Consider the following 20,505-nt stretch of genomic DNA (forward strand, 5'->3'; position numbering starts at 1 on the left):
CGACACTTTCCTAGTTGAGGCAGAAAACGCCTTCCTCGGGCCGTGCTGACGGATCCGGAGTCAGGTCGGCACACTTTTCGATCTGCGTCGGGGGCGTTGTGGGCTCGGCGAGCTGGGGACATACATTGGTGATCGCCGAGTGGATTAGATACTCGTAGGAAGTGGCCTTCGCGCGATCGGGTTCCTGGCCCTGCAGTGATTGCCAGAGCCCGAGGGTTCCCTGCTCCGCGATCGAAGTGCATGCCCGGCGGCCAAATTCTGCAACGTGACCACGAACCTGGCGCAGAGGAACCCCCGAGTACAAAGAGCCGTCCAGTTGGATTAGGCCGCATACGTCCCGAGCGAATCTGGCGTCGCCATCAGGAGGCGCCGCGTCGTTCACGACCTGCGACCACTCGGCGCGTTTTTGGCTCTCCAGGTCCTGATTTGAGGGAAAAGGCTGCTCAGGGTAGTGGCTGCGTTGGTCGTCGAAGATGGTCTGCCAGTAGGCAATGGAGTCGTCCACAGTTATGTTCGGCAGATCTGCGTCGAGGCAGGTTGCGGACGGGTCCCTTGGTACATCGACTGGCGGCTCAGCGAAGTATCGCTGCTGCGAGACCTCGTCGGTCGGTGTCACATCGAGGGGATTGCTCTCAGGACTGCATGCACTCATCAGGATTGCGGAGGTGACGACGGCCGCTGCGGTGAGTGTGGGCACAAGCCGGAACGTCATCATTAGGCCCTTCGGCTGCGGAGTCCACTGCAGGTTCTCCTGTTTTGTCGGTTCCATGCTCGACGTCCTGCCACGCCTCGGCAATGCACGATTGATGCGGTTGCACAGGTATCGCGCCTTGGCCGACGGACGCGACCGCGGGCGGCACGATGCGAACCCGTCGGTTCGACAACGCCGCCGCCCGCGTTGCAAAGAAGCGTTGCTCTGAGCTACTCGCCAGCGGAGAAGTCGGCGCGCCGCTTCTCGACGAAGGCGTCGACTCCCTCCCGGCCGGTCGCGCCGTCGGCCGCGGCCGAGATCGATGCGGTCTCCGCGTCGAGCTGGTCGGACAGCGAACGGTGACCGGACTGGGCGAGCAGGCGCTTGACGCCCGCGTAGGCGGCGGTCGGGCCTGCGGCGAGGGTGCGGGCGACCCGCAGCGCCTCTTCGCGGATCTCGTCGTCGCCGACCAGTCGGCTCAGGATCCCGAGCCGGACAGCCTCGTCGCCGCCGATGATCGCGTCGGTGAGCAGGATCTCGCGGGCCTTCGCGACGCCGACGATCCGCGGCAGCGTCCAGGACATGCCGCCGTCGGGCGTGTATCCGATCGAGGGGTAGGCCGGACGGAGCTTCGTGGACGGTCCGCCGATGGAGATGTCGGACGCGCAGACCAGGCTCATGCCCGCCCCGGCGGCCCAGCCCTGGACCGCGGAGACGACCGGGATCTCGGTGGCGTCGATGGCCCGGACGAAGTCGTGCAGCGTGCGCGCCAGGTGCGCGACGAACTCGCCCCGGTCCTCGGCGGCGGCGAAGGCCCGGACGTTGCCGCCCGCGCAGAAGTTGGCGCCCTCGCCGATCAGCAGGACGCTGCGTGCGGCGAGGGTGCCTGCCGCCACGGACTGCAGGGCAGCGGTGCCCTGGCTCACCCCGTCGAAGTCGAGGGAGGTGCCGTTGTCGGCAGTGGCGATCGCGATTCGGAGTACGTCGCCTTCGAGGCGGACGTGGCTGAGGCCGTCGAGTGAAGTCACCGATGCACCATATCGGGCCGGAATCGGCTGGAGAGAACGACTGTGCCCCGACACCTGAGGTGTCGGGGCACAGTCGGTAAAACGATGGAACGCGTCAGCCGCGAACGACCTTGCCCGCCTTGAGGCAGGAGGTGCACACGTTGAGCTTCTGACGGGTACCGGGACCAACCTGGGCCCGGACAGTCTGAATGTTCGGGTTCCAACGACGGTTGGTACGCCGGTGCGAGTGCGAGACCGACTTACCGAAGCCGGGCCCCTTGGCGCATACGTCGCAGACGGCAGCCATAGTCGCGAACTCCTTGAATTGATGAATGGATATCTTCTTTGGTGCTGGCCTACGAACACGGGACGCCGAAGCGACCCTTGCGAGGCAACCCTGCAAGAGTAGCCGCATCCGTCTCGATTGACCAAACCGGCCTGTCCCGCTCGTGGAGCCGGGCAAACCGTCTGGGGAGAAGGATAGTCTGGCCGGGCCGAGCAGTTCCCATCAGGGCGGAGAGGACGAACCGAGTTGCTCATTGCCCTGGACAGAGTGGACGGCGAGGCGCTGCTGCGGTGGTCGCGGCTGTGCGTGGACGGTCTCGTCGCGCGCTGCGAGGAGATCAACAGCCTCAATGTCTTCCCGGTCCCTGATTCCGACACGGGCACCAATCTCCTGTTCACCATGCGCGCGGCGGCCGAAGGTGCCGAGGTCGCAGGCCCGGCCGCCTCGGCGGGTGCGGTGGCCGCGGCGCTGGCCCGCGGCGCGGTCGCGGGGGCGCGCGGCAACTCCGGCGTGATCCTGTCCCAGGTGCTGCGCGGCATCGCCGAGGTTGCGAGCGACGAACCGCTGGACGCCCGACTGCTGCGCGGCGCGCTGAACGAGGCAGCCGTGCTGGCGACCGAGGCGATCAGCATCCCCGTCGAGGGGACGATCGTGACGGTGCTCCGACATGCGGCCGCGGCGGCCGACGCGTGCCCGCACGACGCCGCGCTGTCCCTGGTGGCGGCGGAGGCCGCCGACGCCGCTGCCGAGGCGCTCGCGCGCACCCCCTCCCAGTTGCCTGTGCTCGGTGCGGCAGGCGTCGTCGACGCGGGCGGACTCGGACTGGTGGTCATCCTCGACGCACTCGTCGGCGTCATCACCGGTGTGACCCCCGAGCGCCAGGTCATCGTGGTCGCGCCGGTCCCGCCGACCTCGCAGGCCGCGGTCGCGCCCCAGCCCGGCTGCGCTGACGACGCGGGCGATCAGGACTACGAGGTGATGTACCTGCTGTCCGGGTCCGACGCTCCGCGGGTGAACGCGTTGCGGTCCCGGCTCGACGAGCTGGGCGACTCGGTGATCATCGTCGGAGACGGCGTGGGTTCCTGGTCGGTGCACGTGCACTGCTCGGATCCCGGCCTCGCCGTCGAGGCAGGGATCGCCGCAGGCCGCACCCACGACATCCGGATCGCCTGCTTCGCCCTCGACAAGGCGCGGGCAGGCGTCGGATCAGCCTCGGGCGCGACCACGGTGGCCGGCCGGGCCACCGATCGGGGAGTTCTCGCGATCGTCGCGGGCGACGGCGCCGCCGACCTGTTCGCGGGCGAGGGCGCGGCGGTGCTCCGCTGCGACGACCCGGTCACCCCGGTCCAGCTCCTCGACGCGATCCGGGCGCTCGGCTGTGGTGAGGTGCTGGTGCTCCCGAACGGCGCGCTCTCCGCTCCCGAGCTGGTGACCATCGGTGTCGCGGCCCGCGACGAGAGTCACGAGGTGCTGCTGCTGCCCAGCTCGTCGATGGTGCAGGGGCTGGCCGCCCTGGCCGTGCACGACCCAGGGCGGGCCGCCGTCGACGACGTGTTCGCGATGTCCGAGGCCGCCGCCACCACCCGGTGGGGTTCGCTGCGCGTCGCGGGGGAGCGGTCGCTCACGCTCATGGGCACCTGCGAGGCGGGCGACGGGCTCGGGCTGATCGGGCGCGAGGTGGTGGTGATCGCGCCCGACGCGGCCGAGGCGGGCAGGCGCCTGATCGACCAGGTGCTCGGGGTCGGCGGCGAACTGTTGACACTGCTGTTGGGGGCCGAGGTGCCGGACGGCCTCGCCGATCTCCTCTCGGCGCACGTCACGGCGCACCACCCGGGTATCGAGGTGTTGATCTACGAGGGCGGGCAGTCCGGGGACCTGCTCCAGCTCGGCGTCGAATAGGCGGTGTGTCATGGCAACTCTGACTGATCGGATCGATCACCTGCTCGGCCGCAAGGTCGCAGAACCGCTCGCCGAGGCGTTCGGCATCGCGACCGTGCAGGATCTGTTGCGGCACTACCCGCACCGGTACGCGACACAGGGCGCCGAGCTGGGGGACAAGAAGCCCGAGGCGGGCTCGCACATCACCCTGGTCGCGACCGTGACCAGCGCCAAGATCATGAGGATGAAGTCGCGTCCCGGCACGATGCTCAAGGTGGTCCTCTCCAGCGACAAGTCGGACATCGACGCCACCTTCTTCAATGCGCAGAAGGTCTCCCACGTCATCAAACCCGGTGTGCGCGCAATGTTTTCGGGCAACGTCAAGTACTTCCGTGAGCAGCTCGGCCTGACCCACCCGAGCTATCTGATCCTGCCGTCGCGCGACGGATCCGACGCCCCCGCGGTGGTGCGCGGCGGCGGCGCGCTCGCCGACATGGCTCGCAGCGCGCAGGACTCCGGTGCGGCGGTGGACATGTCGATCTTCGACCGGGCCCTGATCCCGGTGTACCCGTCGACGCGCGAGGTGGAGAGCTGGACCCTCGCGCGGTGCGTCCGGCAGGTCCTCGACCAACTCGACGAGGTGCAGGACCCGCTGCCGGAGGCGGTGCGGCGCGAGCACGGTCTGATCGGTCTCGACGAGGCGCTGCGGCTGGTGCATCTGCCGGAGACCAAGGATGAGGTGGACCGCGCCCGCGACCGCCTCCGGTTCGACGAGGCGGTCGCCCTGCAGTTGGTGCTGGCGCAGCGCAGCCACGAGGTAGCCGGACGGGTGGCGCCCGCCTGCCCGCCGAAGCCCGACGGCGTGGCCGCCGCGTTCGAGACCCGGCTGCCGTTCACGCTGACCGAGGGTCAGCACGCGGTCGCCGAGGAGATCTCCGCCGATCTCGGCAGGGCGCACCCGATGAACCGGCTGCTGCAGGGCGAGGTCGGGTCCGGCAAGACAGTGGTCGCGCTGCGCGCGATGCTGCAGGTGATCGACGCCGGCTATCAGTGCGCGCTGCTGGCGCCGACGGAGGTGCTCGCAGCGCAGCACGCGCGGTCGCTGCGGCAGATGCTCGGAAACCTGGCTCTGGCAGGCGAACTCGGCGCCGACGACCTGGCGACGCGGGTGACCCTGCTGACCGGGTCCATGCCGGTCTCCGCCCGCAGGACCGCGCTGAACGAGGCCATCACCGGGGACGCCGGGATCGTGATCGGCACCCATGCCCTCATCCAGGACAACGTGGAGTTCTTCAATCTGGGCATGGTGGTGGTCGACGAGCAGCACCGGTTCGGTGTCGAGCAGCGCGACGAGCTGCGTGGCCGGGCGCGCGAGGGGCTGAGCCCGCACCTGCTGGTGATGACCGCGACGCCCATTCCCCGCACCATCGCGATGACCGTGCTCGGTGACCTGGAGACCTCGACGCTGCGCCAGCTGCCCAGCGGACGCTCGCCCATCGTCAGCACGGTCGTGCCCGCCCGGACCCAGCCGGCGTGGGTCGATCGCGCCTGGGCTCGGATCCGGGAGGAGGTCGCCGAGGGCAGACAGGCCTACGTGGTGTGCTCGCGGATCGGCGAGGGGGACGACGCCCCTGACGCGAAGGAGCAGCCCACGACGGCGGCGTTGGCGCTGTTCGAGGAGCTGCGGTTCGGCCCGCTGTCCGGGGTTCGCGTCGGCCTGCTGCACGGCCGGTTGCCCGCGGATGAGAAGGACGCCGTGATGCGTGATTTCACCGCGGGCCTGATCGACGTGCTGGTGTGCACCACCGTGGTCGAGGTCGGCGTCGATGTGCCGAACGCCACGGTGATGGTGCTCAAGGACGCGGACCGGTTCGGGGTCAGCCAGCTGCACCAGCTCCGCGGCCGGGTGGGTCGTGGCGCGCACCAGGGGCTGTGTCTGCTCATCACCGACATGAACCCGGGCTCGCCGCCGTTCGAGCGGCTGACCGCGGTGGCGGGCACCAACGACGGCTTCGAACTCGCCCAGCTCGACCTCGCCCAGCGGCGAGAGGGCGATGTCCTCGGCGCCGCGCAGTCCGGCAGCACCACCACGCTCCGGCTGCTCTCGCTGCTCGACCACGAGGACGTGATCGTCGCCGCGCGGGAGTTCTCGCGCGCGGTGATCGAGGCCGATCCGGAGCTGTCCGAGCACCCGGGCCTGGCCTCGATGGTGACGGCCGCGATCGACACCGAGAAGATCGAGTACCTGGAGAAGTCGTGAGGCGGCTGGGGTTTCGCGGTGGTCTCGGCCTCGTCGTGGTGCTCGCCGTCGCGCTGCTGGTGGCCATCGGCCTGCTGCAGGCCCGCGGGGGTGACAGCGACCGGCCCGCCGCGGGGTCGGGCGCGGTGAGCGCCGCGCCGTCCGGCGACCCGGCCACCGATCCGCTGGCGGGTATCGCGGTGGTGGACAAGCGCACCAAGGTGCCCGGCTACGACCGCGGCGACTTCGGGCCCGCATGGACGGACGACACGGACGCGCCGCTGGGCCACAACGGCTGCGACACCCGCAACGACATCCTCGAGCGCGACCTTGTCGACAGGGTCAACTTCGACATCTGGCGCTGCCCGTGGGCGGTCAGGAGCGGCACCCTGCACGACCCGTACAGCGGCGCCGTGATCGCCTTCCAGCACGGCGACGACACCAGCAACGCGGTCCAGATCGACCACATCGTCTCGCTGGCGCTCGCCTGGGACATGGGGGCGAACACCTGGCCGCCTGAGCGTCGCGCAAGGTTCGCGAACGACCCCGCGAACCTGATCGCGGTGGCGGGGGAGGCCAACTTCGCCAAGGCCTCGCACACGCCTGCCGGCTGGATGCCGCCGAACGAGGCCTTCCGCTGCGACTACGCGCACCGCTTCACGTCGGTGCTCCGGGAGTACGGGCTGCCCGTCGACCGGCGATCGGCTGACGCGCTCCGGGGCGCCCTGCGGGCGTGCTGATCGATCGCCAGATCGGCCGAAGTCGCAGCTCACGTCGGGTCGGGGCATCGTGTGAGGTGGGGGCAGGTAGCGTACTGCATCGTTACAGCGGGCCAAGTGTGCGGGTTTTTCCCGGATGCTAGGACTCCGACCGGCGAGCGGTGCGAGAGCAAGGGTAATTTTCAGCAATGTTCTCTAAAGTTTTGGTTGCCAATCGCGGCGAAATCGCGATCAGGGCATTCCGTGCCTCCTACGAGCTGGGCGCGGGAACCGTAGCTGTCTTTCCGTACGAGGACCGCAACTCGGTCCACCGTCTGAAGGCCGACGAGAGTTACCAGATCGGGGAGGAGGGGCACCCGGTCCGGGCCTACCTGTCGATCGCCGAGATCGTCGCGGCGGCGAAGAAGGCAGGCGCCGACGCCATCTACCCCGGCTACGGCTTCCTCTCCGAAAACCCGGACCTCGCCGCGGCCTGCGCCGCCGAGGGCATCACCTTCGTCGGTCCGTCGGCCGAAGTGCTCGAGCTCACGGGAAACAAGGCCCGCGCGATCGCCGCCGCGAAGGCGGCCGGGCTGCCCGTGCTCGCGTCGTCGGAACCGTCCGCCGACGTGGACGAGCTGATGGCCGCGGCCGAGACCATGGAGTTCCCGCTGTTCGTCAAGGCGGTCGCGGGCGGTGGTGGTCGCGGCATGCGCCGGGTCGCCGAGCGCGCGCAGCTGCGTGAGTCGATCGAGGCCGCGGCCCGCGAGGCCGAATCCGCGTTCGGTGACGCCACCGTGTTCCTCGAGCAGGCCGTCATCGACCCGCGCCACATCGAGGTGCAGATCCTGGCCGACGGTCAGGGCAACGTCATCCACCTGTTCGAGCGCGACTGCAGCGTGCAGCGCCGCCACCAGAAGGTGATCGAGCTGGCGCCGGCGCCGAACCTGCCGGAGGAGCTGCGGGCGCGCATGTGCGCCGACGCGGTGGCCTTTGCCAAGGAGATCAACTACACCTGCGCAGGCACCGTCGAGTTCCTCCTCGACACCCGCGGCAACCACGTCTTCATCGAGATGAACCCGCGCATCCAGGTCGAGCACACCGTCACCGAGGAGGTGACGGACGTGGACCTGGTGCAGGCGCAGCTCCGGATCGCCTCCGGCGAGTCGCTGGCCGATCTCGGGCTGAGCCAGGATTCGATCCGGCTCCGCGGCGCCGCCCTGCAGCTGCGCATCACCACCGAGGACCCCGCCAACGGGTTCCGGCCCGACACCGGCCGGATCACCGCCTACCGCACCCCCGGCGGCGCGGGCGTACGCCTGGACGGCGGCGCGAACCTGGGCGCCGAGGTGGGCGCCTACTTCGACTCGATGCTCGTCAAGCTCACCTGTCGCGGCCGGGACCTGCCCGCAGCCGTGGCAAGGGCGCGCCGGGCGGTGACCGAGTTCCGTATCCGTGGCGTGGCCACGAACATCCCGTTCCTGCAGGCCGTGCTCGACGATCCGGACTTCCGCGCGGGGCGTGTGACGACCTCGTTCATCGAGGAGCGTCCGGAGCTGCTGACCTCGCGGGCGTCCGCGGACCGCGGCACCAAGATCCTGACCTACCTCGCCGATGTGACTGTCAACAAGCCGCACGGCGAGCGGCCCACGAAGGTCTACGCACGCGACAAGCTGCCCAAGATCGATCTCGCGACGCCGCCGCCCGCAGGCTCGAAGCAGCGACTGGTGGAGCTCGGCCCCGAGGGCTTTGCGGCCGCGCTGCGCGCACAGGACGCCCTCGGTGTCACCGACACCACCTTCCGCGACGCGCACCAGTCCCTGCTCGCGACCCGGGTGCGCACCGGCGGCCTGCTCGACGTCGCAGGCCACGTCGCCCGGATGACCCCCGACCTGCTGTCGGTGGAGGCCTGGGGCGGAGCCACCTACGACGTCGCACTGCGCTTCCTGCACGAGGATCCGTGGGAGCGGCTGGCTGCACTGCGGGAGGCGATGCCGAACATCTGCCTGCAGATGCTGCTGCGCGGGCGCAACACCGTCGGCTACACGCCATACCCCGAGTCGGTCACCCGCGCGTTCGTGCGCGAGGCCACCTCGACCGGCGTGGACATCTTCCGAATCTTCGACGCGCTCAACAACGTCGACCAGATGAGGCCGGCCATCGACGCCGTCCGCGAGACGGGCACCGCGGTCGCCGAGGTCGCGATGAGCTACACCGGTGACCTCTCGAACCCGAACGAGAACCTCTACACCCTCGACTACTATCTCAAGCTGGCCGAGCAGATCGTGGACGCGGGCGCCCACGTGCTGGCCATCAAGGACATGGCAGGACTCCTGCGTGCCCCCGCCGCCGCCACCCTGGTGACGGCGCTGCGCAGCAACTTCGATCTGCCGGTGCACGTGCACACGCACGACACCCCCGGCGGCCAGCTGGCCACCTACCTGGCGGCGTGGCAGGCGGGCGCGGACGCCGTCGACGGTGCCAGCGCAGCCCTCGCGGGGACCACCAGCCAGCCCGCGCTGTCGGCGATCGTGGCGGCCACCGCCAACACCACGCGGGACACGGGTCTGGATCTGCAGGCCGTGTGCGATCTCGAGCCGTACTGGGAGGCGCTGCGAAAGGTGTACGCGCCGTTCGAGTCCGGGCTGCCTGCACCGACCGGTCGCGTCTACACGCACGAGATCCCGGGTGGTCAGCTGTCGAACCTGCGCCAGCAGGCCATCGCGCTCGGGCTGGGCGACCAGTTCGAGGAGGTCGAGGCGAAGTATGCGGCCGCGGACCGGATGCTCGGCCGCCTGGTGAAGGTGACCCCGTCCTCGAAGGTGGTGGGCGATCTGGCCCTGCACCTCGTCGGCGCGGGTGTGTCGACGGACGAGTTCGCGGAAAACCCTGCCGGATACGACATCCCGGAGTCGGTGATCGGATTCCTGCGCGGCGAACTGGGCAATCCGGCAGGCGGCTGGCCGGAGCCGTTCCGCACCAGGGCGCTCGAGGGCCGCGGCGACGCGAAGCCCGAGACGCCGCTGTCCGCGGAGGACCAGGCCGGACTCGACGGTTCCCCGACCGAGCGTCGCGGCACCCTGAACCGGCTGCTGTTCCCCGGCCCGACCCGTGAGTTCCTCGAGCACCGCGAGAAGTACGGCGACACCTCGCGGCTGTCGGCGAACCAGTTCTTCTACGGCCTCCGTCGCGGCGAGGAGCATCGGGTCGAGCTGGCCCCCGGCGTCGAGCTGCTGATCGGGCTGGAGGCGGTCTCCGAGGCGGACGAGCGTGGCATGCGCACGGTGATGTGCATCCTCAACGGCCAGCTGCGGCCGGTGTCGGTGCGCGACCGCTCTATCGCCAGCGAGGTCCCCGCGGCGGAGAAGGCCGACCGGGGCAACCCGGGCCACGTGGCCGCGCCGTTCGCGGGCGTCGTCACCCTCGTCGTCGCCGAGGGACAGAAGGTCGCCGCGGGCGACACCGTCGCGACGATCGAGGCGATGAAGATGGAGGCGGCGATCACCGCCACCCGCGGGGGCATCGTGAGCAGGCTCGCGATCTCGCCCGTCCAGCAGGTCGAGGGCGGCGACCTGCTGACTGTGATCTCCGTGGTCTCGACGGAGGAGGACGGACCGCAGTGACCCGGATCGTGGCCGGCGCCGCGGGTGGGCGCCGGCTCCGGGTCCCGCCCAAGGGCACCCGGCCGACCTCGGAGCGGGTGCGCGAGGCATTGTTCAGTTCGCTCGACGCCCGGATGGACCTCGACGGCGCCGCGGTCCTGGACCTGTTCGCGGGTTCGGGAGCGCTTGGGCTGGAGGCACTCTCGCGGGGCGCCGAGCATGTGGTGCTGGTCGAGTCGGACGCGAAGGCGGCCGCGGTGGCGCGCGAGAACGTGGCGACGCTCGGGCTGCCAGGCGCGGTCGTGCGGTCGTCGCCGGTGGCCGCGGTCGTCGCGGGTAGCCCGGACCGCGAGTACGACCTGGTCTTCCTCGACCCGCCGTACGCAATGGGCGAGGACGAGGTCGGGTCCGTGCTGGGCGCGCTGGTCGACGGCGGCTGGATCGGCGAGGATTCGTTGGTCGTGCTCGAGCGGTCCTCGCGGTCGCCCGCGACCGTCTGGCCGGCAGGCCTGTCCGCGGACCGGGTCCGCAAGTACGGCGAGACCCGGATCGAGATCGCCTGTTACGGTCTGCAGTCATGAGCAGTGCGGTCTGCCCCGGGTCCTTCGATCCCATCACCAACGGGCATCTCGACGTGATCGGCCGCGTCGCGGCGCAGTTCGACGAGGTCATCGTCACGGTGATGATCAACCCGAACAAGAAGGGGCTGTTCAGCATCGACGAACGCCTCGAGATGATGCGCGAGGCGGTCGCCGGGCTGCCGAACGTGCGGGTCGACTCCTGGCAGGGCCTGCTCGTCGACTACGCAAAGGCCAACGGCGCCAGCGCGATCGTCAAGGGCCTGCGCGGCGCCAACGACTTCGACTACGAGCTGCAGATGGCGCAGATGAACCACAAGCTCACCGGCGTCGACACCCTCTTCATCGCGACGAACCCGCGCTACAGCTACCTCTCCAGCTCGCTGGTCAAGGAGGTGGCCACCTACGGCGGCGACGTCGCGGACATGCTGCCCGAGAAGGTGCACGAGCGGCTGCTGGCCCGGCTGACCGAACGCACCGCGGCGAGCCGCGCAGTCGATACCGCGCAGAAGTAGATCCTCGACACTCCTGGCGTGGCGGCGCGCCGGTGGGCGGCGCTGCGGGCAGACTGGAGCGGTAAGCCGTCGTCGACGAATGGGGTGTGGCGTGTACCGGGTATTCGAGGCGCTCGACGAGCTCGTCGCGATCGTGGAAGAGGCGCGTGGGGTCCCGATGACGGCGGGCTGTGTGGTGCCCCGCGGCGACGTGCTGGAACTGCTCGACGACGTCCGTGAGGCCATTCCGGGCGAACTCGATGATGCGCAGGACGTGCTCGACCACCGCGACAAGCTCGTCGGCGACGCCCGCGCGCACGCCGAGCAGGCCGTCACGAGCGCCGACGCCGAGGCCGAGGCCACCCTCTCCGAGTCGCGCGCCGACGCCGACCGGATCCTCGCAGACGCCAAGGCGAAGGCCGATCGGATGGTCTCCGAGGCACAGGCGCACGCCGAGGAACTGGTCGCGGATGCCCGCGAGGAGGCCGACCGGACCGTCGCGGACGGCCAGCACGAGTACGACACCGTCACCGGACGGGCCGCGGCCGAGGCGGAGCGCCTGGTCGAGTCCGGCCGTGCCGCGCACGAGCGGTCTGTCGCGGACGGCCGGGCCGAGCAGGAGCGTCTGGTGTCGCAGACCGAGGTGGTGCAGGCCGCGCACGCCGAGTCGGCGCGTGTCATCGACTCTGCGCACGCCGAGTCGGACCGGTTGCGGGGCGAGTGCGACCTGTACGTGGACGGCAAGCTCGCGGAGTTCGAGGAGTTCCTCAGCGGGACCATCCGCTCCGTGGGGCGCGGTCGCCAGCAGTTGCGGACCGGCTCCGGGATTCCGGATTACGACGAGCCGGACGAGCGTCCCAGCCGGGCGAGTCGGCACAGGTAGTCGGGCGTCGCCGGCGTCAGATCTTGCCGGATTTTCCATTGGGGTACGCCATCGCGTACCGTGGAGTGGTTGCCCATCCCCTTCTTCGCTGACGAAAGAGTATTCGCGTGTCCTCGCATCGTTCCGGCTCGCCCCGTCTTCACGACGGCGGCTTCGTGCTGGACATCCTCAGCCTCGGGCGTCGTCCCGGGTCGATGAGCACCGTCACCCGCACGGTGCCGACGGTCTCCCGGATCGGGCTCGACATGGTTGCGGTGCCCGTCGGCGGTGAGGTCGAACTCGACCTGCGGCTGGAATCCGTCTCGGAGGGTGTCCTGGTCACCGGTGCCGTTCGTGCGGCCACCACGGGCGAGTGCTCGCGTTGCCTCGAGCCGTTCACCGGCGAGCTGGACCTCTACCTCACCGAGCTGTTCGCCTACCCGAACAGCACGACGGAAGCGACCACCGAAGAAGACGAGATCTACCGCATCGTCGACGACCTGATCGATCTCGAACCGGTCATCGTGAATGCGGCTGGGCTAGCGCTTCCGCTGCAGCCATTGTGCAGCGAAGATTGCCAGGGACTGTGCCCCGAATGTGGGGTTCGTCTGGCGATTGCAGAATCTGGGCATGGACATGAGATACTTGATCCTCGCTGGGCTGCCCTCGCGGGGAAGTTCGACGCTGAGGATGCATCATCCCAGCCCAGCAAGAGTCGTGTGAACACTGAAGCCGAGGAGAAGTAGAAGTGGCTGTCCCCAAGCGCAAGATGTCGCGGTCCAACACCAGGTCGCGTCGCAGCCAGTGGAAGACCACTGTGCCCACCCTGGTCACCTGCCAGAACCGTGGCTGTGGCGAGAAGACGCTGCCCCACATTGCGTGCCCGTCCTGCGGCACCTACAAGGGTCGTCAGGTCACCGCTGCGGTCTAGTCGCGCAGTGACAAGCAGTAGCAACGCAGCACCCGCCGGCGGCGAGGGGGATCGCGATTCCCTCCTCGCCGCTCTTGGCGTTGTCCTGGACGAACCCCTGCTCACGCTGGCGCTGACCCACCGCTCGTACGCGTACGAGAACGGCGGCCTGCCCACCAATGAGCGGCTCGAGTTCCTCGGCGACTCCGTGCTGGGTCTGACCATCACCGAGAAGCTGTACGTCACGCATCCGGACAAGTCGGAGGGCGAGCTGGCCAAGATCAGGGCCAGCATCGTCAACATGCATGCCCTTGCGGAGGTCGCTCGCGATCTCGGCGAGGGTGGCCTCGGCGCGCATCTGCTGCTCGGTAAGGGCGAGGAGATGACCGGGGGCCGCGGTAAGGCGAGCATCCTGGCCGACGGGATGGAGTCCCTGCTCGGTGCGGTGCACCTGCAGCACGGCATCGACACCGCGCGCACCGTGGTGCTCGCGCTGTTCAACGACCTGCTGGAGCGGGCGCCGAAGCTGGGCGCGGGCCTCGACTGGAAGACCAGTCTCCAGGAGCTGACCGCGGAGCGCGGCGCCGGCGTGCCGGTCTACGAGATCAGCGCGACCGGGCCCGACCACGACAAGGAATTCACCGCGACCGTGGTGGTCGCGGGGAATCCGCTCGGTGTTGGCGTCGGACGGTCGAAGAAGGAAGCCGAGCAGAAGGCGGCAAGCACCGCCTGGAAGTCCCTCTCGGAGGGCAACTCCGACCAGGTCGGCTGACGTCGTGCCGGAGCTGCCGGAGGTCGAGGTGGTCCGGCGCGGGCTCGAGGCCCACGTGGTCGGATCCCGCATCGACGCGGTGGAGGTCCTGCACCCGCGAGCGGTCCGCAGGCACCTCCTCGGCGGCGACGACCTCGCGGCCCAGCTGACCGGCCTGGCGATCACCGGCGCGAGTCGCCGCGGAAAGTACCTGTGGCTCGAACTGGCGCCAGGCGACCTCGCCGTGGTCGTCCATCTCGGGATGAGTGGTCAGATGCTGGTCCAGCCGCCGAGCGCAGCCCGCGAGAAGCACCTGCGGATCCTGGCCTCGCTTGACACCGGCACCGAGCTGCGGTTCGTGGACCAGCGCACCTTCGGCGGCTGGGCGCTCGCCCCGATGGTGGAGGTGGACGGCGCCGCGCTGCCCGAATCGGTCGCCCACATCGCACGGGACCCGCTCGACCCCGAGTTCGACGGCGACGCGGTGGTCGCGGCGATCCGCCGCAAGCACAGCGAGATCAAGCGCATTCTCCTCGACCAGACGGTGCTGTCCGGGGTCGGCAACATCTATGCCGACGAGGCATTGTGGCGCACCGGGATTCACGGGAATCGACCCGCCGACCGGCTGACCCGCCCGCAGGTGCGTCTGCTGCTCGACTCGGTCACCGACGTGATGAGCGAGGCGCTGGCGCAGGGCGGCACCTCGTTCGACGCGCTGTACGTGAACGTGAACGGGGAGTCCGGCTACTTCGATCGGGCGCTGTCCGCCTACGGCCGCGAGGATCGCCCCTGCCCCCGCTGCGGTGCACCGATCCGGCGGGAGAAGTTCATGAACCGGTCCTCCTATAGTTGCCCGAAGTGCCAGCCCCGAGGCCGCTCCGCGGCTCGTGCGCGTGTTGCACCCCCCTTGGGTTAAGACTCGCTCACAGCTCCGGGTCCGGTTGCTCGGACCGGGCGCCGGTCACGGATACGGCAGGGCGGCGGCCCCGCGGGCGCGGAGCATCCCGGTCATCGACTCGATCTCGTCGGCCTGCGACTGGACCATCGAGAGTGCCGTCTGCCTGACCGCGGGCAGGTCGCTCGCCCGATATCCCGCGGTGGCCATGTCGATGCCGCCGTTGTGGTGACGGATCATCAGCTGCAGAAAGCGCACCTCGGCGTCGCGACCGGTGAGGCCGCGTAGGTCGTCGATGTCCGGCCAGCTCGCCATTCCCGGCATGGCGACGGGCTGTGCGCTGTCCTCGGTTGGTCGCGATTGGCCGTGGTGTCCTCCGTCGCCCGGTTCGGCCATCCATGCCATCGGTGAGGAGGATTGCGGCGCAAGCGCATACAGCCGCAGCCAGCCGCGCAGCTCACCGATCTCGCGCATCTGCTCGAGCTCGATCTGCTCGGACAGCACCCTCACATGCGGGCTCACCTGGTCCGAGAGGTTCTGTGTCAGCAGGATCGCCTGCTCGTGATGAGCCGCCATGTCCTGCACGAAGCCGACCTCGGCATCGGACAGCGCGATCGGGCCGTCGGTTCGGTCGGCCCGCGCCTGGAACCACATTCCCGCCGCGACGCCCAAGCCCACCAGTCCGACGATTGCGCAGCAGGCGAGGGCGAGTGCACTCCAGCGTCGACTCATGTGCCGCTAGCGGATCGGGTAGACGTCGTTGGTGAGCTGCAGAACCATGAATCCGTTGTCGGAGCAGGTGACCCAGAGTTGGTCGCCGTGGAACTCCGGCGGCGACAGGCACCAGTCCGCCGAGAGATCCGTGCCGAACAGGCGCGCCCGCGGGCCGAGTGTGGCGAGCGGGTCGAGGTTCTCCTCGAGCAGGGCCCGGCCGACCGAGAGAAAGCCGCTGGCAGGCACGCCCGTGATCGAGGCGACCGCGTGCGGGGAGTTCGCGAGCTCGAAGTGCTTGTTCGTCTGCGCGGGCGGGTTGTAGTACGCGATCTCGCGGATGTCGCCCAGGTCGCGGACGTCGAAGACCCTGATTCCGGACTGCACCCAGCCGCAGGCGAGGGTGGTCGGGTCCCGCGGACGGTCCACCGTGCAGTAGTGCGATTCATATCCGAAGGCCGAGTTGCCCTGGCTCGAGCTCGACCAGCGGTCCATGTGCTGCGGCAGGTTGATTTCGAGCTTGATGTTCGCGGCGACCTTCACGTTCCGCTCGTCGGCGAGGTCGAGTGCCTTCACGCCGCCGGACCCGAACTCGTCCACCGAGAAGATGTACGGATGCCCGTCGTAGGAGACCGGGATGCTGTGCTGGGTGATCTGGCCGTCGCTCCAGAACAGCCGAGAAACGTGTGGCACCTGGGGATTCGGATCGCGGCGCTGGACCGCGCTGACGTCGAGGATGGTCACGCCCGCCAGGTGGGAGAGGTAGAGCCGGTTGCCGTCGTCGCTCACCCCGAAGCCGTGCTCCTCGATCCCGGTCAGGCCCTGCCAGATGACCCGCGGGTGCGCGGGGTCGCTGATGTCGATCGCGTGCAGCAGTCCCGGCGCGATGCCGGAGGCCCAGTAGGTGTTGCCGTCCGGGGAGAACCCGCCCTCATGGGTGGTGATGGGCATCGGCAGCGTCAACTGGCTGCCGACGCCGGTGTTGAGCAGCCGCGGGTGCGCGCAGTCCTCGGAGATGTCGTACACCGAGAAGTAGCCGACCGCCTCGAGGAGGCCGACCCCGGTCGCGGCGAGCAGGCCGCGTTCCTCGTTGACCTTCAGCGTCTCCCAGGTGCCGCCTGCCATCGCCGGCTCTGTCAGCGTGGTCGACAGCCGCGGGTTTGCGGGATCCGACGCGTCGATGACCTGTACACCGGGCTGGGTCGGCCCCAGACCCTGGGAAGGCCAGAACGATCCCATGTACGCGCAGTTCCCGTACGACGCGCTGACGATGCCGCCGCCGGTGCCCTGATACCGGCCCACCAGTGTGGCGTTGCAGCTGTACCCGGCCGTGCTGCGGCCGCTCGCCCGGTCGGCAACAGTCACCTCGCCCTGTAACCCGGGCTCGGGCGCAGAACCCGGTCCGCATTCGGCGCGGGGGACCGCCTCCCGGTGCACGTCGAAGAACTCCTGCGGCGTCTGCGCGCCCACGAGCCGGCCGGGAAGGGCGATACCGAGTATCAGAACGACGGTGGCCAGTACCGATATGCGTGTGCGCTTCACCAACATCCCCCCAGGGATCGGTCCGGACACCATGAGACCCTCACCGGACTCTAACCAGCGCGTCCTGTCGAGCGTCCCGGTTCGGCCGAATCAGGTGACCGGATCCGAGCCCAGGTGTCTGCCGACGACGTCCGCGATCGTCGCGGCGACCGCGTCGGCCCGGGTCTCGGGCAGCCGCGCGTAACCGAGCATCAGGCCACGGGGGCCCCCGGCGACCGTCCGGTACGGAGCGAGCCCGAGTAACGCGAGCCCGCGGCGGCCGAGGTCCGCGGCGATGGCGTCGTCGTCGACGCCGTCGGGTAGGCGTAGGACCACGTGCAGCCCCGCCTCGATCCCCGCGAGCTCGAGGCCGGGAAGGTCCAGCAGAGGGCTCTGCCGTCGCAGCGCGCCGACCAGTGCGGACCGCCGCGCAGAGTAGGTGCGAGAGGCCCGGGTGAGGTGCCGGGTCAGCGCGCCGGACTCGATGAACTCGGCCAGCGCGAGTCCCGTGACCGCGCAGGAATTCTCGCCGCTGAGCCGGAGCGACTCGTACACCCGGCCAAGCAGCGCGGGCGGCGGAAGCAACCAGGCCAGGCGGATCGAGGGCGAGATGATCTTCGATGCGGTGCCGACGTATGCCACATGCTCGCGCCCGCCCTCGATGCTCCGAAGCGCGGGCAGGGCGGACACGTCGTAGCGGAACTCGCCGTCGTAGTCGTCCTCGATGATCAGCATCCCGGACTCCGTCGCCCGCGCGACCAACCCTGCCCTGCGGGTCACCGGCATTCGCGCACCGAGCGGATACTGGTGTGCCGGAGTGCAGTACACGGCGGCATCCGTTGTGCGCAGCGTCGCGGGGTCGAGTCCGTCATCGTCCACCGCGACCGGTCGCGTTCGCGCGCCTGCCATCTCGAGGGACCGGCGGGCGTTGCCGTATCCCGGCTCCTCGAAGGCGACGTCCCGACCGCCCAGTTCGGCAGCTGCGGCGAGGGTGCGGAGTGCGGCGTTGACGCCGGGGGTGATCACCAGTTCGTCCGGGTGCGCGGCGATCCCGCGGGTGCGACGCAGGTGCACGGTGAGGGCGCGGCGTAGTTCGAGGTGGCCGTCGGGGCCGGGCGGGTGCGGCTGTATCGGAGCCGCCGCGGCCGCGCGCCAGGCGCGGCGCCAGTCGCCCGGCGAGATGAGGTCGGGATCGGGACGGCCGGGCGTCAGGTCCCAGAGTGGGGACGGCAGCGGCGGGGTCGCGGTCGGTGGGTGGGTCGGCCGGACCGGCGCGTGCGTCGCCGCGCGAGCGGCCGCCGCCGCATCCGCGCCGGCCGCGATCGTGGTGCCCGAGCCCGGTCGCGCGACCGTGTACCCGGCCGCGCCGAGCTCGTCGTACGCCTCGACCACGCCGGCTCTCGCCACGCCCAGCTCGGTGGCCAGGATGCGGGTCGACGGCAGCGCGTCGCCGGGACCGAGCACGCCGAGCCGGATCGCGTCGATGATCGCCTCCGAAATGCGGTGCCGCAAAGGCGCATCGCTGTCGGGCAGCCGGAGCGTCAGGTGAACGTCGGGGGAGCGGCGGGCCATCGGCTCAGAATACTGGTCTGACGAATCTCGGGTATCTGGTCCTGGTAACTGGTCCAGAAAGGGATGACGATCGCTTGGTGGACAAGATCAGGAGATACCCCGAACGTTCCAGGACCGAACGGACCCAGCTCGACGAGGTGCTCGACGCGGCGGCAGTGGGCACCCTGGCCACCGTCGTCGACGGGATGCCATGGGCGGTACCGATGCTCTACGCCAGGGATGGCGACCGCATCCTGCTGCACGGATCCACCGGCGCCGGGGCGTTGCGGCAGGTGGCCGCGGGCGCGCCCGCGGCGCTCTGCGTCGCCATGCTCGACGGAATCGTGGTGGCGGACAACCTCTTCAACTCCTCGGCGAACTACCGGTCGGCCGTCGTGCGGGGGCACCTGACCGAACTCACCTCCGACGAATCCGCCCGTGCGCTCACCGTGCTCTCCGACAGCCTGATCCCGGGGCGCAGCGCCGAGGTGCGCGCCCACACCAGGAAGGAACTCGCCGCCACCCTGGCCGTCGCGTTGCCGATCACGCCGGGCCAGTGGACCGTCAAGGTGCGCGACGCTCCGCCCAGCGGACCCTCGGGCGACGGCACCGAGTGGTCTGGCGTGGTGCCGTTGCAGACCGTCGCGCGCCGACCGGTCGCTGCCCCCTGGGTGAGCCGCGATCTGCCGCAACCGGATTCCGTGCGGCGGCTCGTCGCGCAGCGCAACCCGGATGACTGCCGGGAAGACGAGAGGGTGTCCCGATGATCGAGTCGTCTCGCCAGGCATCCGGAGTCGATCGGGCCGTAGAGCTGGAACGTTTCGCCGCAGTTCCGGATTCGCGCCCACGCGAGGAGCCCTGGCCGCACATGATCTGGCCGGTTCCTGCCGGTACCGAGCTGACAGGGAAGACCGTGCAGCTGACCCCGGTCGATCCTGCCGCGGATGCGGCGGAATTGTTCCGGGGGCTCGATCGCGACGAGGTGTGGGCGCACGTGCCGGGTCGTCCCCGAGACGTCAAGCACTTTCGGGAGGTACTGCAATACCGGTGCGCACTTGATGATTGGCACCCGTGGGTTGTGCGCACTCGGCACGCGATCGCGGGCCTGCGGCCGGGCGCGATCGTCGGTACGAGCTCGTACCTCGACGCGAGTGCGCATGATGCTCGGCTGGAGATCGGCTACACGCTCTACGCACCGGCCGTCTGGGCGGGCAAGGTGAACCCCGAGGCCAAGCTGCTACTGCTCGGCCACGCGTTCGACGCGCTGCGTGTCGGCCGCGTCCAGCTCAAGACGGATGCCAGGAATCGTCGTTCCCAGCAGGCCATCGCCAGGCTCGGCGCGCAGTACGAGGGAACGTTGCGCCGGCATTTTCGCCGGTCCGACGGCACCGTTCGGGACACCGTCATGTTCTCCGTCACAGCCGAGGACTGGCCGGGCGTGCGGGAGCGACTCGTCGCGAGGCTCCACTGACGAGGGCGCGGAGCGCGTAAAGAATGCGTCAACAGCCCAGGTAGCGGCGTTAGCGAGCCGTAAGGAAAGCCCTTTTCGGCCGGGTCCGGGAGCACGCTGCACTGTGCCCAAATTCGGGGACGGCCCTCGCCGATGGACGGCGGGAGTGAGACTTTCGAAAAGGATCTGTCATGGCTGATCTGGCCTACGTGGCGCTCATCATCGGCACCTTCAGTTTCTGCGCGCTGGTGCTGCGCGGGCTGCAGACGAAGCACGTGCAGTGACCGCCGGCGGGACGCTGAGCGTCATCCTGATCGCCATCGCGGCAGCCCTCGTGATCTACCTGCTGATCGCACTTCTTGACCCCGAGAGGTTCTGACA

General features: G+C 69.7%; 20 protein-coding genes. 14 read left to right on the forward strand and 6 right to left on the reverse strand.

All coding sequences use genetic code 11. The annotated features are described in order from the left end of the window. Positions 1-10: 10 nt before the first annotated feature. The 3 genes from ACFXMV_RS13165 to rpmB form a co-directional block, all read right to left on the reverse strand. Complete coding sequence (locus ACFXMV_RS13165; protein WP_378502525.1) at positions 11-769, reverse strand: hypothetical protein; 759 nt, start codon at positions 767-769, stop codon at positions 11-13. Between the two features lie 152 nt (positions 770-921). Beyond that, a complete protein-coding gene (locus ACFXMV_RS13170; RefSeq protein WP_378503294.1) occupies positions 922-1,719 on the reverse strand; it encodes an enoyl-CoA hydratase/isomerase family protein in 798 nt (265 codons plus the stop codon). Between the two features lie 94 nt (positions 1,720-1,813). Next, positions 1,814-2,005 carry a 50S ribosomal protein L28 gene (rpmB, locus tag ACFXMV_RS13175; RefSeq protein WP_072750141.1) on the reverse strand — a complete coding sequence of 64 codons (192 nt, stop codon included), beginning with the start codon at positions 2,003-2,005 and terminating at the stop codon, positions 1,814-1,816. Between the two features lie 225 nt (positions 2,006-2,230). On the opposite strand from rpmB, the gene ACFXMV_RS13180 reads away from it, so the two are divergent. From ACFXMV_RS13180 to mutM, 11 genes are all read left to right on the forward strand, one after another. Next, on the forward strand, positions 2,231-3,883 hold the full coding sequence (locus ACFXMV_RS13180; RefSeq protein ID WP_378503295.1) for a DAK2 domain-containing protein: 1,653 nt from the start codon (positions 2,231-2,233) through the stop codon (positions 3,881-3,883). 10 nt (positions 3,884-3,893) lie between these two features. Then, complete coding sequence (recG, locus tag ACFXMV_RS13185) at positions 3,894-6,122, forward strand: ATP-dependent DNA helicase RecG (RefSeq protein ID WP_378498876.1); 2,229 nt, start codon at positions 3,894-3,896, stop codon at positions 6,120-6,122. Positions 6,123-6,127: 5 nt separating this feature from the next. Continuing rightward, positions 6,128-6,841 (forward strand): HNH endonuclease family protein, encoded by a 714-nt coding sequence (locus ACFXMV_RS13190; RefSeq protein ID WP_378498886.1) that lies wholly within the window; start codon positions 6,128-6,130, stop codon positions 6,839-6,841. A 167-nt stretch (positions 6,842-7,008) separates the two neighbouring features. Beyond that, positions 7,009-10,422 (forward strand): pyruvate carboxylase, encoded by a 3,414-nt coding sequence (locus ACFXMV_RS13195; RefSeq protein ID WP_378503296.1) that lies wholly within the window; start codon positions 7,009-7,011, stop codon positions 10,420-10,422. Next, positions 10,419-10,982 carry a 16S rRNA (guanine(966)-N(2))-methyltransferase RsmD gene (gene rsmD / locus ACFXMV_RS13200; RefSeq protein ID WP_378498878.1) on the forward strand — a complete coding sequence of 188 codons (564 nt, stop codon included), beginning with the start codon at positions 10,419-10,421 and terminating at the stop codon, positions 10,980-10,982. Before ACFXMV_RS13195 ends, rsmD begins: the two co-directional genes overlap by 4 nt. Then, positions 10,979-11,494, forward strand: a complete 516-nt coding sequence (gene coaD, locus ACFXMV_RS13205; RefSeq protein WP_378498879.1) for a pantetheine-phosphate adenylyltransferase — start codon at positions 10,979-10,981, stop codon at positions 11,492-11,494. Before rsmD ends, coaD begins: the two co-directional genes overlap by 4 nt. Before the next feature lie 91 nt (positions 11,495-11,585). Next, positions 11,586-12,356: a DivIVA domain-containing protein gene (locus ACFXMV_RS13210; protein WP_378498880.1), complete on the forward strand. Its 771-nt coding sequence runs from the start codon at positions 11,586-11,588 to the stop codon at positions 12,354-12,356. Between the two features lie 155 nt (positions 12,357-12,511). Beyond that, positions 12,512-13,081: a YceD family protein gene (locus ACFXMV_RS13215; protein WP_378498887.1), complete on the forward strand. Its 570-nt coding sequence runs from the start codon at positions 12,512-12,514 to the stop codon at positions 13,079-13,081. A 2-nt stretch (positions 13,082-13,083) separates the two neighbouring features. Further along, the gene (gene rpmF / locus ACFXMV_RS13220; RefSeq protein WP_378498881.1) at positions 13,084-13,266 is read left to right on the forward strand and encodes a 50S ribosomal protein L32; all 183 of its coding nucleotides are present in this window, start codon (positions 13,084-13,086) and stop codon (positions 13,264-13,266) included. Positions 13,267-13,273: 7 nt separating this feature from the next. Further along, complete coding sequence (gene rnc, locus ACFXMV_RS13225) at positions 13,274-14,017, forward strand: ribonuclease III (protein ID WP_378498882.1); 744 nt, start codon at positions 13,274-13,276, stop codon at positions 14,015-14,017. Positions 14,018-14,021: 4 nt separating this feature from the next. Beyond that, positions 14,022-14,912, forward strand: coding sequence for a bifunctional DNA-formamidopyrimidine glycosylase/DNA-(apurinic or apyrimidinic site) lyase (gene mutM / locus ACFXMV_RS13230; protein ID WP_378498883.1), 891 nt, complete (start codon positions 14,022-14,024; stop codon positions 14,910-14,912). A gap of 45 nt (positions 14,913-14,957) precedes the next feature. On the opposite strand, the gene ACFXMV_RS13235 is transcribed toward mutM, so the two are convergent. The 3 genes from ACFXMV_RS13235 to ACFXMV_RS13245 all read right to left on the reverse strand — a co-directional run bounded on the left by ACFXMV_RS13235 (position 14,958) and on the right by ACFXMV_RS13245 (position 18,695). Continuing rightward, entirely contained in the window at positions 14,958-15,623 is a 666-nt protein-coding gene (locus ACFXMV_RS13235; RefSeq protein WP_378498884.1) for a DUF305 domain-containing protein, read from the reverse strand. 6 nt (positions 15,624-15,629) lie between these two features. Further along, positions 15,630-17,150: an LVIVD repeat-containing protein gene (locus ACFXMV_RS13240; protein WP_378498885.1), complete on the reverse strand. Its 1,521-nt coding sequence runs from the start codon at positions 17,148-17,150 to the stop codon at positions 15,630-15,632. A gap of 84 nt (positions 17,151-17,234) precedes the next feature. Then, a complete protein-coding gene (locus tag ACFXMV_RS13245; RefSeq protein WP_378498888.1) occupies positions 17,235-18,695 on the reverse strand; it encodes a PLP-dependent aminotransferase family protein in 1,461 nt (486 codons plus the stop codon). A gap of 77 nt (positions 18,696-18,772) precedes the next feature. On the opposite strand from ACFXMV_RS13245, the gene ACFXMV_RS13250 reads away from it, so the two are divergent. The 3 genes from ACFXMV_RS13250 (at position 18,773) to kdpF (ending at position 20,503) form a co-directional block, all read left to right on the forward strand. Next, a complete protein-coding gene (locus ACFXMV_RS13250; RefSeq protein WP_378500847.1) occupies positions 18,773-19,441 on the forward strand; it encodes a pyridoxamine 5'-phosphate oxidase family protein in 669 nt (222 codons plus the stop codon). A gap of 101 nt (positions 19,442-19,542) precedes the next feature. Beyond that, on the forward strand, positions 19,543-20,145 hold the full coding sequence (locus ACFXMV_RS13255) for a GNAT family N-acetyltransferase (RefSeq protein WP_378500846.1): 603 nt from the start codon (positions 19,543-19,545) through the stop codon (positions 20,143-20,145). A gap of 259 nt (positions 20,146-20,404) precedes the next feature. Further along, positions 20,405-20,503: a K(+)-transporting ATPase subunit F gene (gene kdpF / locus ACFXMV_RS13260; protein WP_099459055.1), complete on the forward strand. Its 99-nt coding sequence runs from the start codon at positions 20,405-20,407 to the stop codon at positions 20,501-20,503. Positions 20,504-20,505: the final 2 nt, after the last annotated feature.

Source organism: Rhodococcus sp. NPDC059179, from assembly GCF_042754885.1.
Taxonomy (GTDB): domain Bacteria; phylum Actinomycetota; class Actinomycetes; order Mycobacteriales; family Mycobacteriaceae; genus Rhodococcus_G.

Bases quoted from the DNA above. Each gene is read 5' to 3' on its own strand.
- ACFXMV_RS13240 (WP_378498885.1), bottom strand. From the start codon at position 17,150: ATGTTGGTGAAGCGCACACGCATATCGGTACTGGCCACCGTCGTTCTG.
- ACFXMV_RS13245 (WP_378498888.1), bottom strand. From the start codon at position 18,695: ATGGCCCGCCGCTCCCCCGACGTTCACCTGACGCTCCGGCTGCCCGAC.
- coaD (WP_378498879.1), top strand. From the start codon at position 10,979: ATGAGCAGTGCGGTCTGCCCCGGGTCCTTCGATCCCATCACCAACGGG.
- ACFXMV_RS13235 (WP_378498884.1), bottom strand. From the start codon at position 15,623: ATGAGTCGACGCTGGAGTGCACTCGCCCTCGCCTGCTGCGCAATCGTC.
- ACFXMV_RS13255 (WP_378500846.1), top strand. From the start codon at position 19,543: ATGATCTGGCCGGTTCCTGCCGGTACCGAGCTGACAGGGAAGACCGTG.
- ACFXMV_RS13165 (WP_378502525.1), bottom strand. From the start codon at position 769: ATGGAACCGACAAAACAGGAGAACCTGCAGTGGACTCCGCAGCCGAAG.
- rpmB (WP_072750141.1), bottom strand. From the start codon at position 2,005: ATGGCTGCCGTCTGCGACGTATGCGCCAAGGGGCCCGGCTTCGGTAAG.
- ACFXMV_RS13195 (WP_378503296.1), top strand. From the start codon at position 7,009: ATGTTCTCTAAAGTTTTGGTTGCCAATCGCGGCGAAATCGCGATCAGG.
- recG (WP_378498876.1), top strand. From the start codon at position 3,894: ATGGCAACTCTGACTGATCGGATCGATCACCTGCTCGGCCGCAAGGTC.